This is a genomic window from Chryseobacterium sp. FG46 (assembly GCF_057809135.1).
Map to the genome: position 1 here is coordinate 15,216 of NZ_JBMDJJ010000023.1, position 14,599 is coordinate 29,814.

Annotated in this window: 11 protein-coding genes; 5 read left to right on the forward strand and 6 right to left on the reverse strand. The window is 37.3% G+C overall.

The annotated features are described in order from the left end of the window. The first annotated feature begins 22 nt into the window (after positions 1–22). From ACODR7_RS16175 to ACODR7_RS16185, 3 genes are read left to right on the forward strand one after another with little or no spacing between them, the layout of a single operon-like run. Positions 23–391, forward strand: coding sequence for a hypothetical protein (locus ACODR7_RS16175; protein WP_488840606.1), 369 nt, complete (start codon positions 23–25; stop codon positions 389–391). 42 nt (positions 392–433) lie between these two features. Continuing rightward, complete coding sequence (locus ACODR7_RS16180; RefSeq protein WP_488840608.1) at positions 434–1,849, forward strand: aminotransferase-like domain-containing protein; 1,416 nt, start codon at positions 434–436, stop codon at positions 1,847–1,849. 14 nt (positions 1,850–1,863) lie between these two features. Continuing rightward, the gene (locus ACODR7_RS16185) at positions 1,864–2,349 is read left to right on the forward strand and encodes a GNAT family N-acetyltransferase (protein WP_488840610.1); all 486 of its coding nucleotides are present in this window, start codon (positions 1,864–1,866) and stop codon (positions 2,347–2,349) included. A 74-nt stretch (positions 2,350–2,423) separates the two neighbouring features. Here the strand turns inward: ACODR7_RS16185 and ACODR7_RS16190 are convergent, their stop codons facing one another. The 6 genes from ACODR7_RS16190 to ACODR7_RS16215 form a co-directional block, all read right to left on the reverse strand. After that, the gene (locus ACODR7_RS16190) at positions 2,424–4,277 is read right to left on the reverse strand and encodes an alkaline phosphatase family protein (RefSeq protein WP_488840612.1); all 1,854 of its coding nucleotides are present in this window, start codon (positions 4,275–4,277) and stop codon (positions 2,424–2,426) included. A 411-nt stretch (positions 4,278–4,688) separates the two neighbouring features. After that, positions 4,689–5,357: an HAD-IA family hydrolase gene (locus ACODR7_RS16195; RefSeq protein ID WP_488840614.1), complete on the reverse strand. Its 669-nt coding sequence runs from the start codon at positions 5,355–5,357 to the stop codon at positions 4,689–4,691. 7 nt (positions 5,358–5,364) lie between these two features. Continuing rightward, positions 5,365–6,519 carry a TIGR03364 family FAD-dependent oxidoreductase gene (locus ACODR7_RS16200; RefSeq protein WP_488840616.1) on the reverse strand — a complete coding sequence of 385 codons (1,155 nt, stop codon included), beginning with the start codon at positions 6,517–6,519 and terminating at the stop codon, positions 5,365–5,367. Between the two features lie 11 nt (positions 6,520–6,530). After that, positions 6,531–7,835 carry a DUF5690 family protein gene (locus tag ACODR7_RS16205; protein WP_488840618.1) on the reverse strand — a complete coding sequence of 435 codons (1,305 nt, stop codon included), beginning with the start codon at positions 7,833–7,835 and terminating at the stop codon, positions 6,531–6,533. A 9-nt stretch (positions 7,836–7,844) separates the two neighbouring features. Continuing rightward, a complete protein-coding gene (locus ACODR7_RS16210; RefSeq protein WP_488840620.1) occupies positions 7,845–10,670 on the reverse strand; it encodes a TonB-dependent receptor in 2,826 nt (941 codons plus the stop codon). Positions 10,671–11,262: 592 nt separating this feature from the next. Continuing rightward, entirely contained in the window at positions 11,263–11,832 is a 570-nt protein-coding gene (locus ACODR7_RS16215; protein ID WP_034693936.1) for a helix-turn-helix domain-containing protein, read from the reverse strand. 420 nt (positions 11,833–12,252) lie between these two features. On the opposite strand from ACODR7_RS16215, the gene ACODR7_RS16220 reads away from it, so the two are divergent. Beyond that, on the forward strand, positions 12,253–12,960 hold the full coding sequence (locus ACODR7_RS16220) for a response regulator transcription factor (RefSeq protein WP_047377977.1): 708 nt from the start codon (positions 12,253–12,255) through the stop codon (positions 12,958–12,960). 3 nt (positions 12,961–12,963) lie between these two features. Further along, positions 12,964–14,376 (forward strand): sensor histidine kinase, encoded by a 1,413-nt coding sequence (locus ACODR7_RS16225; protein ID WP_488840623.1) that lies wholly within the window; start codon positions 12,964–12,966, stop codon positions 14,374–14,376. The last annotated feature ends 223 nt before the right edge of the window (positions 14,377–14,599 follow it).

Here is a 14,599-nt window from a genome sequence, read left to right on the forward strand (position 1 = left end):
TTGTTTAGCTAAAGAAGAAAATATGGAAACAATCACTCAACATCAGAAACAGTTTCAATATGCTGAAGCTTATGTATCAGACATGTTGATGCTTAAAAATATCTTTCTGGAAACACAGCATCTGAAAAAAGCAGATCACAGTTTCGGACTTCCTTTTCTTTTGGCTAAAAATGGTAGGGAAGTCATTGCTTTTGCCAGTCTTATCATCAATGAAAAAGAAAAAATATCTTTTAAAATCTATGATAAAAACAGCATGACAGAAGCAGAAAAAAGGAATTTTTATTCCCGTGCAGATAGATATTGCAAAAATAATAATACACCCAATTTCAAGGATCCGGAACAATTGAAAAGTAGTATCAGCAGTATGATCAGCTGGCTGAATCCTGAATAAAAACAGGATAAAATTGTACATTTACTTAAAACCCCTGATTCTATGTCTAAAGATGTGCTGTATCTTAAAATAGCCAATTCTGTCACGGAGCAAATTAAAAGCGAAACCCTGCAGTTTGGAGACAGACTGCCTTCATTGAGAAGCGCCCAGAAATTATACAATGTAAGCCTGAATACCATAAAACAGGCGTATATGGAACTGGAAAGCCGTTCTCTGGTAGAATCACGTCCTAAGTATGGATATTATGTAAGCCAGACTTCCCAGCGGAAACTGGCGCTGCCTTCTGTGGCTCAGATGAAGGTTTCAGAAGGGAAAAACACCCCTCAGGATCTGATTGACAAGGTGTTCGGGAGTATCGGAGGTACAGATGTTACACAGTTTGCCCTTGGAATTCCGGGGAAAAGTCTTCTTCCGGTAGCCAAGATGAAGAAATGTATGATTGATGTGATGAAAAGGAAAAGCGACAGCGGAACCAATTACGAACCCGTGCAGGGAAGCGAAGTTCTGCGTCGGGAAATTGCCAAATGGTCTATGGTCATGGAAGGGAAAATCACAGAAGATGATCTGGTTATTACTTCCGGAGCAATGAATGCCGTTTACAACTGCTTAATGGCCGTGACGCAACCGGGAGATTCGGTGGCGGTGGAAAGTCCTGTATATTTCGGAATTCTGCAGGCTATCCATTTATTAGGGCTGAAGGCAGTAGAAATTCCAACCCATCCCATTACCGGAGTAGACTTGGATGAGCTAAAAAAGGTACTTCCAAAGCTGTCTGCATGTTGTTTTGTGGTGAACTATAATAATCCGTTAGGGTTTCAGATGCCTGATGAGAACAAAAAAGAACTGGTTAAAATGCTTACTGAACACAATGTTCCTTTGGTGGAAGATGACGTCTACGGAAACATTTATTTCGGAGCAGGAAGGCCGAAACCGTGTAAGTTTTATGATGAAGCAGGAATTGTGATGTGGATAGGCTCGGTTTCCAAAACACTGGCTCCAGGCTTTAGAGTAGGATGGGTGGCACCGGGAAAATTTAAAGAAAAAATCATCCGTCAGAAATTGGTTCAGACGGTAAGCGGACCTTCTTTGTTTTCGGATGTGATTACAGATTTTCTTGCCCACGGAAGGTATGATCACCACCTGAGAATGTTCAGGAAAAAATTGTACGCCAACTACCTTCAGATCCAAAAATCGGTGATTGAATATTTTCCGGATAATACAAAAATCTCAGAGCCTAAAGGCGGTTTTATGCTCTGGCTGGAACTGGATAAGAGAATCTGTACGGAAGATCTTTATGATTTGGCTGTCAGCCAGAAAGTAAACTTCGCTCCCGGAAGAATGTTTTCACAATATAATCAGTATCAGAACTGTATGCGTCTGAACTATGCATTAGAGTGGACAGACAGAGTGGAAAGTGACCTGGAGAAGCTTGGAAAAATGATAAAAAACAGAATTTAATAAACCCTATAGCGATGAATGATAGTAAAAATGATGTAAAAATTGTGGCCTATGAATCTCAGTACAAAGAAGCTTTCAAAGCTTTGAATGAAGAATGGATCAAAATGTTTTTTGTAATGGAAGCAGGTGATTATAAGCTGCTGGATCATCCGGAAGAGGAGATTTTAAATAAAGAAGGACACATTGTCTTTGCTTTGCTGGATGGAGAAGCGGTAGGAACCTGTGCATTGGTAAAAACGGAAGATCATCCTCTTACTTTTGAGCTGTCAAAGATGGCCGTAAGTCCTAAAGCTCAAGGAAAAAAATTAGGCTATCTGCTGGGAAATGCTTTAGTAGAAAAAGCAAGAGAATTAAATGCAGAAAAAATCTTTTTAGTCACCAACTCTATTTTGGTTCCGGCCATAAAACTGTACGAAAAATTAGGCTTTATTCATACCCCTATCGGTCATGCTGAGTACGACCGTGCAGATGTTAGAATGGAGTTGACTTTCAATACGTAAACAAAAAAATATTAGAACTCGGATAGGAATATCCTTGTTCTAATATCAAATTTAAATCTAATTGCTTTACTGTTTTATTTCTTGATAAAAGTCTTTGTCAGTGTTTTTTTGCTTCCGTTGATTTTAATGAAATATACTCCGGCCGGAAGATTTCCAATGCTGATTTTTTCATCATAAAAACCTCTTGAAGACTGCAAATGTGATGTGGAAACAAGAGCCCCTTTACTGTCAATGATATCTGCTTTAATTTGCTTATCCTCAGATTGATACTGAATTCCAATGAATGTTGAAACTGGATTAGGATATATTGTAAACTCATTAGTAATTACCTTCGTCTCTTTTGCCGCCAATACTTCGTTGGAACATGCCGGAATTCTGTTAACTCCATCTATTCCCCATGAAGACTGTACCGGAATACAAAGCCAGTTCAATACAGTAGGGAAATGATCTGTTTCTCTTGTTGTTGAGGTATAATCATACACCTTGAAGTTATTAACTGTCCCCGCATTATAGGCAGGAGAACCCGTTACAGTCATATTATTGGTGTTCGGACTAGAGTCTGCCAACGTATTTCCTGAAGTTCCATTACATTTCCAATTGGCTAATAATTGAGAATAATAAGGATGTGAAGGGGTAATATCCTGATTAGCCCAGTTCACAATGACATCATTGGGAAGAGCCGATTTCCAGATTCTTACATCTTTATAAGAAGCCGCCAGATTGATTCCGTAAGTATTCGTTCCATCCTGATTTAAGGTCAAAGGAAGTCCGGAATCAATATTTCCGATCGTATTCATTTTAGCAAAAGTTACCGGAACACCATCTTCATACAGTGTTACAAGACCATCTCTGTCAAAGCTTGCTGCAATATGTTTCCATTTATTGGTTTCTACTTTTCCGCCTACAAGGTCAATTCTGTTCGTTCCGTCCCCAATATTCATCTTTAAAGTCTGGCCTGAATAACCAGAGAAAACAAATCCTTTATTTTTTCCGTTAGCCCAGTTTTTATTACTGATCATTACCGGATCACTGGAGTAAGCTGCATTAGGCTTTACCCAAAATTCAATGGTAAAATCCTGATTCACGCCAAAATTAAAAGGAGTCTGGTTCGCCGGTTTTGCATATGTTCCCGCCGGAAAACTTAACTGATTAAACGTTTTATTGGATTCCAGCACTGTTTTGCTGATCTGCTGAGGAGTAAATCCGGGATTGGAATACACCGTAAAAATATTTCTTTCAGAAAGATTTCCGCCTCCGTGAGAGCTGTCTACCGCACCGTGGTCTGTAGTAAGAACTACCAGCCAGTCTTCATTGTTATAAGAAGGCCTGCTTTTCATTGCAGTTACAATTTCACCAATATAAGTATCTGTTGTCTTAATAGAATTTACATACTGAGGAACAGTGGATGAGAACCCATAAGAATGTCCTGCATGGTCTACATCATCAAAATCTACAAAGAGGATGTCAGGATTGTCGTTCTGCAAGGCATTTACGGCAGCATTTTTTACAGCAAGATCTGTTGCCAGATTGGTCTTTACATCAGCGTTTTGAATAATTTTATCGTTGATGGGAGACCAGTGAGCCAAAGAAATGGTTCTCAAATTAGGGTTGTAAGCCTCTGCTCTTGTTAAGAAATCAGGGTAATTAACGAAGTTCGGATTGGTAAAATTATTGTCCTGAACATTGTGTTTGGTGTGCCATACTCCGGTAAGCATCGTGCTCCATCCGTTTCCGCTCCAGGTAGTAGCAGTGCAAAGTCCGTCAACAGAGTAAATGGACTGATTGATAAGGTTTTGAATGTTAGGAGTAGGCGTAGACATCATGACATCTGCACGGCATCCGTCAATTCCGATAAAAAGGACTTTTTTAGTCTGTGCTCCAAGGAAACAGCTTATAACAACAGCCATTGAGAATAGTTTTGTTTTCATGGGAAAATAAGGTTTTAGAATTATAAATGTTTACAAATAGTAATTTATTTTTTAATTATTGTAAAATTAGTTTACTATTTGTAAACATTTATGAACTGAAAGTTAATTATTTGATAATTAAAAAGGTTAGAAAAAAGAATTCTAAAATTTTCAATTGGGCGTACTAAACCGAGACTGTTTCAAAAGTGTTATTCTGAACGAAATGAAATGTTGTGAAGAATCTAATATTGGGAAGATCAGTAAGATTCTTCCTTCGTCAGAATGACAAAAGCCAAATTACTTAGCTTTTGTGTAAACCCCTGTCAAATTTATAATTTGACGGGTTGGTAAAAACACAAACATTTTCAATAGAAGTATCCATAAAAACGTTTGTGTCAAGAAGTATTAAAAAATAATTTGAAAAAGATGTATTTAAAGAAGATCTTCAGCCTCAGAAATGGTATTCAGAATATAATCAGGTGATGCTTTCTCAAGCTCTGATTGGGTTTGAGCTCCTGATAGAACAGCTATTGTAAGTCCGCAGCCTGCATTTTTGCCCTCTTCAATATCAATAACAGAATCGCCTGCTTTTAAAACTTTATTGGCTTCCGTAATATTGAATTTCTTCATCGCGAGATGAATCATTTCAGGGCTTGGACGGCTTTCCGATACGTCATCCGCAGTAATCAAAGCATCAAAATGAATGCTTTCCTTCCAGTTAAGTTTGTTCAAAAGCTGATGCGCAATCTCTGATGTATATCCTGTATTTAAAACGATCTTTTTGTTTTGAGACCTCATGCTCAGCAGAAAATCTTCTGTTCCGTTGATGGGTTTTACCTCAAGGTTTTTATAAGATTCTTTTAGCTGATCGGAAAAATTCTCAAAAATGGCAGGAGCATCCTCTTCATTTCCCTTAATTTCTTTTAAAAGGCTTGTGATGGCTTCCAGTTTTTCCATTCCGGCACAGCTGGATAATACTTTTTCAAGGCTTACAGTATAACCGTAATCATTCACAGCATGGGTAAGTGTTTTGTAGACTACATTATCTTCATCAACGGTTGTTCCGGCCATATCCAGAACTAATAATTCTATATTTTTCATGTAAATGTTATGCGTAAATTTTTTCAATATTAAACTTAGAGAAGCCACCGCTTCCCGTCATTCCTTTTCCCCCGATACCCGTTACAATATGAATGTTGGAAGATGGGCTGTGCTCAAAAATATCCTTTGTTTTGCACTGGGAATAGATCCCAAACCATCTTCTCTGAATTTCATACGTAGGAAGATCAATGATTTTCTTCGCTTCATGAATCATGAATTCATCAATCTCCATATTAAGATCATATCCCAGATCATCCGCATTTTTAGCATCCGCATACTCATGAGAATCTCCTATGATCACAGAGCCGTCAAGGGCCTGTTTGAATAAAATATGTACTCCGTATTTCTTTTCAAACGAATTAGGATCTTCCAAAGCCTTGATTTTCTGAAAAGAAGGACACTCGCTAAAAGACTCATACCTTCTCACGGAAAGTCCGGTAAGAATATTTCCCTGAAGTGAATAGATTCCCTGAGGTTTGGTCTGAAGCATCTGAAGTTTGCTCACTTCCAGATCACTGTCATTGAATACTTTAGGATATAAAGTTTTGAACTCATGCCCGCCGCAGATGATGATTTTAGATGCATAAAATTCTATTCCGTCTGCAGTTACAGCGGTACATTTCTGATCATTTTCATGGGTTTCCAGCACTGTAGTATTATAGAAAATCTGCAATCCCATTTTTTCCTGAAGCAGCTTGTGAAGCTTTACAATCATATCTGCAGAATCTACGGAAAGTTCCTGCGGAAAAAACAGACCTCCTTTGCAGTAATCCGAACGGAGACCGTCAAATTTCTTGATGCAGTCGTTTTTGGATAATAAAACAGATTCATAATCATTATTTCGGTTGATTTCATATAGTTCTTCAATCAACTGAAGCTCCTCATCATTGGATGCGATATAGGCAGATCCGTTTTGCCTGATGGTAAGATCCGCCTGATCATGAAGTTCATTGTATATAGTCAGGCTTTCCCTTCCGAAATTCTGCCATTTCAGATTCATTCCGGAAGGGACTACCTGTCCGAAATTCCTTACCGTGGCTCCCTGAGGAACAGAATTTCTTTCCAGTAGGGCTACCTTAAGATTTTTCTTCAGTGCATGATAAGCATGGAATGTTCCTAAGATTCCACCTCCTACAACGATTAAATCAAATTTTGTTGTCATTGTACTATAGTTTATAAAATTTTCGATGTATCGAAATTGATGAATTGATTAGAGTTTGAGTTTGATTTCGGCTTTGATTTCTTCCTGAAAGCCAGAAATGCAACCACCGAAAGAACGAAAACCGTTATGGTGATAATATAATTCAAATTGATATAAAAATGTAACCACGAAGTCTGAGCCGAGCCGAAGTTTTTATACAGCAGGATCAGCACACTTCCCAGATATCCGAATGAATCTACAATATAGATCAGAAAACCTACGTTTCCTTTGATTTCAAAGGCCGCGATCATCCGGTCAAAATAAATTCCATTGAAAGGAATATAACAAATGTACATTCCAAAACCTGAAATTGTCATCCATAAAAAAGGTGCCAGATAACCCTGCTGATACAGATAGGTAGAAAGCCCTACCGTAAGAATTCCTGCAAAAAGAATATAATGATAGCAGGCAAACGCTTTTTTATTGTTTTTCACTTTCACCATAAAGCTTAAAATCACAAGTACCATCACCGCAATCGGAATCTCTGTTAAGGTGAAAATAGAACTGTCCAAACTAAAATGCAGCCCGTCCCAGATTTCCCGGTTGAAGTTATCTCTGAAATCTCTTAAAACGGTTAAGCTGATATAAAGAAATATGATACACACGATCGGAACAAAAAACTTTTGAACCAGTGCTTTTCTTTCTGCACCATTCAATGGCTGTCTTTTATTTTTAAGCAAAATATCTTCTTCCGAAGGTTGGGGAATTCTTTCAAGAAGCAGTCCGAAGAAAATCAATGGAATAATAAAAATAAGTCCGGCAGAAAATGGCATCCAGAATTCGGAAATGGAAAATGTATCCATTAAAAATTTTCCTGCTGACTTTGTAAATCCTGAAGAAACTACAAAGCTTGAACATAAAAACAAACCAATAATTTCCGTGGTTTTTCGCCCTTCTATATAGGAGAAAACAATTCCCCAGATCATTCCCAGCGGTATTCCGTTGATGAACATACATATGATATTATAAGGAGCGGGAACGGCTGCGAATCCCAGTAATGCAAGCTCTGCAATAGCAATGAAAACAAACAGATAAGTAAGTCTTTTCTGGGGTTTCAGTTCGGAGATAAACTTGATCCCGATGAATTTTGAAATAAAATAGCCTACTGCCTGTGCAATAATAATCAGTATCTTATAATCTACCCCGAAATAAGAAAGTCCCTCGAAAGAGGCTACAGTAAAAGGTTTCCTGAAGCCGTACATGCAGAAGTATACACCGAAAGCGGCGAAAGCGGCCTTCAGTGTTACTAATGTTTTTTTATTGATGGTTCTGGCCATGATAAGGGTTTAGAAGTTCAGTTTTACTCCAAGATTGAATCGTACTCCGTAATATTCTACCTGTTCAGGACGGTCTTCATTTTTTCCGAAGTGATAGATCAGCGGTTTGTTAAGAATATTGTTCACATCCGCGTACAAAGTCAGATATCTGGTAAACTGATAAGAACCTCCGAAATCAAGATTGCTGTATTTTCCATAATAAGAATCGTTGATATCTTCCTCGGCATATTCTACAGCATATTTCCCTTTGTAGTTGTAAGCAAGCCTTGCGTTGAATCCTTTTTTCTCAAAGAAAAGCTGCGCATTGTATAACTCCTTTGCCTGATAGGGAAGGGCTACCGTTCTTCCGCTTGGTTTTTCCATTTCAGAAGTCATGAAGGTGGCATTCAATTGTACCCCGAAATATTGGAGAAGCCCTGGAAGAAAGTCAAATCTTTTATTAATTCCCAGCTCAATCCCTCCCAGCCATGCCGCTTTTCCATTATTAGGAGCGGTAAATTGTACTCCGTTGTTTCCGTTATAGTTTCCGATAAAAGAATCCTGGAAAATAGGATCTGTAATGGATTTATAGAAAACACCGCCACTCAGAATCCCTACGTTGGAGAAATAATATTCTCCCATGAGGTCAAAATTCAAAGAATAGGTAGGATTAAGATTGGGATTTCCCCCTTTGAATTCGTTATCTGCTTCACTATAAGTTCCTCCCGGAGTCAGATCTCCAAAATTGGGTCTTGAGAAGGTTCTTGTTGCTGCAAAACGAAGATTTGCTTTATCGTTTAAAGTATATTTCAAGTGAATCATCGGAAGAACGGCCAGATAGTTTTTGGTATTTTCTACCGGTGTCAATACATTATCATTTACGCTGTAACCTTTCACTTTTGTATGGGTATTGGATAATCTGATTCCTCCTAAAACGGTGATCTTGTCATTCAGTTTATAGGTTGCCATTCCGTATGCATCTGCATGTTTTTCAAACACATCAAAGTTTCTTCCCAGTGCTTTATTGTATTCCAGCGCTTCGGAATCTGCTGTGTTGATTTTCAGATTTCCCTGATGGTCATACCAGAACTGGTTCATTCCTGTGGTAGAAAGTACCGGACCAAAAGTATTTCCGATGTGAGCATTCATTTCACTTAAATATTTCGGCCCATTAGGTTGTGTTGTGATGTATTGGGAATAATCAGACAGAAGAGGTGCTGTTCCGCTGCTCCAGTTGTAGAAAATATCGGAGAATCTTGCATTACGCTCTTTATCACGGTATTTAAAACCATATTTTAAAGTAAGTTTATCAGATGCATTGATCTCATGGTTGAAAGCCGCTACGATTTTATCCTTTTCCTCTACAAAAACCTTGTAAAATTCAAGATCTGTAAATCTCATTTGGGAAGCATCCATTTTAAAGTTCGGATCACTGTAAAAACCGAATAAAGCATCCGGATTTTTATAATCTAATTTCCCGCCATCTGCTTTCCAGTAGGCTCTAGGTCCATTTCCATGATTGGAAATATAATCAGGATTGATGCCTACACCGGATTGAGTGTACTTGATGACATAATAAGAATTGTTCTGTTTGTCTGGGATGTTTCCATACTTGAATTTGTTGTCATAATAAGAGAGATCCCAGTCGATTTTTCCTTTGTTTAATTGATGAACCGCTCCCAAGGAAACAGACGTGAGTTCCGTTATCAATAAATTGTGAATGTTCTGAAGCTCCACTCTTGCCGTATTGTTCGCACTGCTGAATTTATCAAAACGGATTCTATGTTTGTAGTGGGTTTCATCGTCTGATAATGTCCCATACATTCCTTTTAAATAGAAAGTTGTCTTTGGAGAAAGTACATATTCAAAAGCCGTATTAATTCCTGTTGTCTTTCTCACCCCGTTATAATCACGGAGTTCCAGTCTGAAAACGCCTTCATCACCACTTCTTCTGGCCTCGAAATTATCTGTAGACCAGTTTCTTATGAAGTGGGCGAAATTGAAAAGATACCCGAATTTCTTGTCTTTTGTTCTTCCTCCATATAAAAATCCAAGGTTGTAGACCCCTTTATCTGCTTTGGCATTATATCCGCTTCCAATCGTTGCTTTAAACTCTGTTTTCATGGGTGGTGTTTTGGTGATGAAATTCACACCTCCGCCAATTCCGTCGGCTTCCATATCCGGGGTAAATGATTTATTTACATGTACATAGGAGATCAGTTCCGTAGGAAAGAAGTCGAATGCTGTCGCTCTGGAAGTTGTCTCCTCTTCGGCCGTAGGAAGTCTGTTTCCATTAATGGTTGTGGATGCCCAGAATGGCGGAAGCCCTCTGAGGGAAACAAACCTTCCTTCTCCCTGATCTCTTTCAATAGAAACTCCCTGCACACGCTGTACGGTTTCTGCTGCATTTCTGTCCGGTAATTTTCCTATTCCGTCTGAAGCAATTACATTGGTAATATTGATTGCATTTTTCTGAAGATTCAACGCTCTCGCTTCCGTATTTTTCAATGTTCCGGTCACTACTATTTCATCAATGTTTTTTCGGGGCTGGGAAAGTTTAATGATTCCCAGATCAACCGTTTGCTCCGGTTTCAGATCAATAGTAATGTCTGAAGATTCATAACCGATATAACTGATTTGCAATGTATATTGGCCTTCTTTGATATCATTGATGGCAAATTTTCCTTCAATATCGGTTGTTATATTTCTGGATAAGCCTTTTATTTTGACTGTTGCCCCAGGGAGAGGCTGGCTCTCATCAAGAACAGTTCCTATAATTAACTGTTTCTGCGCTGAAACAAAGACCATGAAACAGACAAAAACAAGGGTAAGTAATTTCTCTAATTTTGTTTTCATTTTTACATATATTAAATTTTTTATGCAAATCACGCTAATAATTTTAATATATATAAATATTTTATGTTAAGTATTGTTTAACAAATAAACGCCATTTGTTACAGCTATTTTACTTTGAAAAGCATTGAATCTGATCTTTGAAAATTGGATAAAACAGGTTTAGAGATCGTTCGCACAACGTTTTTTGTAAATAATACCTTATACTTACGAAATAGAGAATTGCTTCAAAACAGGAGTAGTTTGGTTAATATTTCGTTCATCTTAGAAGTAAACAAGAATTTAAAAGTTGCATATTTGTAAACTTTTGAGTGCTTCGGAAAATCAAAATTGAAGCATGATGTAAAAATTGAAATATGATTTAAACGCAAATATTAATAATTATAATACCTCATTGTAAGTGTGCAAAGGTTACAACATTGTCGTTGAGGAAGCATGATTATTATATGTGTATCTACAATGAATCTACACTACAATTGTCATTCTGAATGAAATATAATGAAGAATCTCAAGTTATTGAATGCAAATAAGAGATTTTTCCTTCGTCAGAATGACAAAAGAAAAATAATAAAAACTTTGCTAAAAAATGAGATAGTTAAGCAGTATAAAAATAAAGAACAAGCATCACACAGCTTTCATTACTGATGCTTACCGGAACGTGAGGAAATTTTCCGTTGAAATACAAAGAATCCCCCTCTTTTAAGATGATTTCTTCGTTGTCAATCACATATTTCACTTCTCCTTTCAGAATATATTTGAATTCCCAGGCATCTGTAATGACCTTTTCTCTTTTAGAATTGGGTTCGAGAGTAAGCAGTACAGCTTCAAACCCTAAAGAATGAAGACTTTTGCTGAAGATATGCATGTATTTGAATCCTTCAGCTTCCACCTCCTTTTCGATGACTTGCTGGCTTTCTTTCGGAACATAGATGAATTTGGCGTTGGATTTTTTCTCAACTCCTTCAAAAAAATAACTGGCGTCAATCTCAAGCGACTGAATCAGATCCAATAAAACAGGAAGTGAAGGAATGGTTCTTCCATTTTCAATCCTCGAAACAAGTCCGTTGCTTACATTCGCTTTGAAAGCCAGTTCGTTAATGGTTAAATTATTCTTTTTTCTAATATCCTTTAATCTCTTGCCGATACCTATTAAAAAGTCATTCATACTGTGTGCAATTTAACCTGAATTATTTTTTCATCATTATATTCAAAACAAAGGTAATATTATTCTATATAGGTTGTATGGTAAAAAGAGGAATTCACAAAAAGGTAAAGTGATATAAAAGTGGAAAAATAAAAAACGCAAAGTTGGCAAGTTTATTAATTATGCTGTTTTATTTTGATCGCGAGGGCACTTCGTTCAGCTAAGAATGCAATCATTGCATAGTGAAACGCCCTTGCGATCACTGTATAATTTTATATTGAAATTTCTTTGCGGATTTTGCGTTAAATCTAATCCATTTGAACGGAAGCATAATCGTTTGTAGTAGACTCCTATCTTCCAGACTCCCTTATTCTTTCTCTATTCCAGGTTTGCCCATCCCAAGAAAATTTACCTATTTTTGTAAAATTCCTTATTTCATCTATGAAAAAAATTATTCTTATCGAAGACGAAACCAGTGTTGTCTCATTTATTAAAAAGGGACTTCAGGAAAATGGGTATGAAATTTCTGTTGCTTTTGACGGGCGTACAGGAGTGCAGCTGGTGCAGGCTAACGATTTCGATCTGGTTATTTTAGACATTATGCTTCCGGAAATGAATGGTCTGGACGTGTGTAAAGAAATAAGAAAAACCAATCAGAGCGTTCCTATTTTATTTTTGACTGCTTTGGGAACTTCTGAAAATATCGTTCTTGGGCTGGAAAGCGGCGGAGATGATTATCTGGTGAAACCTTTTAAATTTATTGAACTGGTGGCACGCGTGAAATCTCTGCTCAGAAGAAGCAATAACAACGGACCACAGGAAATTGCCGAACCGGAGCCGGATAATGAACACGTATTTCAGTTTTCGGATCTGATGGTGAATGATTATACCAAGAAAGTAACCCGTGCCGGAGAAGATATTTCCCTTACTTCCACAGAATATAAACTCCTGTTGTATTTCCTGAATAATCCTGAAAAAGTAATTTCAAGAGCTGAAATTCTGGATGCGGTCTGGGGCGTAAATTATGAGCTGGGAACCAATGTGGTGGATGTTTATGTCAACTATTTAAGAAAAAAACTGGATAGCCAGGATGATAATAAATTGATTCATACCGTGATAGGAATGGGGTATGTGTTGAAAAAAACATAATGAATGTTTAATAAAGTCATTACAAATCAAACCAAAACGATGGTGCTTTTGATGCTGGTTTTTACCGCCATCATTTTGCTGTTCAGTGGTTTGGTGTACTTTTCTATTGTTAATTTTTCGCATCAGAGGTTTTATGAGCTGCTGAAGATCAGGACGGCAACTATTGTTCAGATTGAAAAAAGCAAAGATCATCTTGATCTTCCGGAAAACTATGTTCTCAACAGTTTAAATGATGAGGAACTTCCGATGGAAAAAGACTATGTTTTTGCTGTTCCCAGTGATTCCAATTTCAAAAAAATATCTCAGGAAGTTCATATTCCTTCATATTTCTTTAAAAATATTATCAAAGAAGGAGAGTCCAATTATAATGATGAAGAATTCTATTATATAGGACAAAGCTTCAGATATGATGATAAAGATTATATTGCCATTGCTTCAGCCAAAAACCATTATGTGGTTTATTATTTAGGCTTTTTAAAACGAACACTGCTTACCTGTATTGTACTGTCTCTGTTCTTTAGTATGATTTTCTCTTTTTATTTATCTAAAACTTTATTCAGACCGATCTTAAAAATCACTGGAAAAGTAAAGGAAATCAGTTCCGAAAACCTTCATTTAAGGCTGGAGTCTCAGCCTGATAATAAAGAACTTAACGAACTGGTGGATACTTTCAACGATATGCTCAACCGTATTGAAACCTCTTTCGAAACCCAGAATCATCTGATCGGAAATGTTTCCCACGAATTGAGAACTCCTCTCACCTCCATTATGGGTGAGGCGGATGTGGCACTTTCCATCAGCAGAACGGCCGATGAATACAAAGAAACCCTGGGAATCATTCTGGATGAAGCTGAAAAACTCGATAAAAAGATCAAAGCACTGCTTATGATTGCTCAAACCGGATTTGATGGAAAGATTCAGAAAATGGATAAGGTAAGAATCGATCAGCTTCTTTGGGATGTTATTGAAACGCTCAGAAGAATTGATTCCAGAAACAATATTTACCTTGATATCAGCATGCTTCCCGATAATCCGAAGAAACTGAAAGTACAGGGGAATGAGCAGTTGTTACATCTTGCCGTAGCTAATATCATCAGTAATGGCTGTAAATATTCTAATTTCCAGCAGGTTAAGGTTTCTCTCGGAGCCACCAATACAGATGTCTACATCATTGTAAAAGATAATGGTATCGGAATTCCGGAAGTGGAAATGAACAAAATCTACGATCCGTTTTTCAGGGCTTCGAATACCAATAATTACGAAGGCTACGGAATCGGGCTTCCGCTGGCAAGAAATATTGTAAGAATGCACCATGGTGAACTGATTGTAAGCTCGCACGAGAATCAGGGAACAACAGTACAGATGCGTTTTCCTAATTTCTACAGCACTCAGAAGGGCGAAGAAACCAATAAATAAGAATCTCTGTTCTGACTCTTTTCATTTTTTTTTAATTTTTTTTTTTTTTTTTTTTTTTTTTTTTTTTTTGTTTTGTTTTGAAAATCAACATGTTGTATGTTGGTTTTGCTTATTTTCGATTTTAGTTCATTGGTGTATGAACCCTCGTTAACAATTTTCTAATCTCATTTTAATCTCTTTAATCACATTTTAATTCCGTTCCAAAGATCTTCTAATATGGTCG